General features: G+C 69.6%; 1 protein-coding gene. It reads right to left on the reverse strand.

Annotated features, from left to right (window positions below; genetic code table 11):
* Positions 1-20: 20 nt before the first annotated feature.
* On the reverse strand, positions 21-455 hold the full coding sequence (locus Q1B24_RS21910; RefSeq protein WP_366916580.1) for a protein-tyrosine phosphatase family protein: 435 nt from the start codon (positions 453-455) through the stop codon (positions 21-23).
* Positions 456-506: the final 51 nt, after the last annotated feature.

Consider the following 506-nt stretch of genomic DNA (forward strand, 5'->3'; position numbering starts at 1 on the left):
GGATCGCGCTGAGGACCAAGTCACGCGGTGCTGAATCGCCCGACGTAGCGGCGCTGCCAGGGCGTCTCCACCGCTCGAGCGTCGTAGTGCTCTCGGACAAGGGCCACGGCCTCACCGGCGGGTACGCCATCCAGCACGGCGAGACAGGCGAGGGCGGTGCCCGTCCTGCCGCGCCCGCTGCCACAGGCGACTTCCACTCGTTCGTCCTCGGCTCGGCGCCATGCCTCGCTCAGCGCGTCTCGCGCGTCCACTTGGTCGGCGGGTAGCCGGAAGTCCGGCCAGCGAAGCCATCGCGTGTCCCAACGCATGCCGGCCGGTGGCTTGCCGAGCAAGTACAGTCCGAAGTCGGGACACGTCCCATCGGGCAGCGGTCGGCGCAGACCACGGCCCCGAACGAGGCGACCCGAGGGCAGGCGCAGCACCCCAGTCATCGTCGTGTCCCACGTACGTGTCATGGCCCCTCAGACTATGGCGATCAGTAGGTCAGCTGTCCCCGCAGACCATCC

Source organism: uncultured Nocardioides sp., from assembly GCF_947488025.1.
Taxonomy (GTDB): Bacteria; Actinomycetota; Actinomycetes; order Propionibacteriales; family Nocardioidaceae; genus Nocardioides.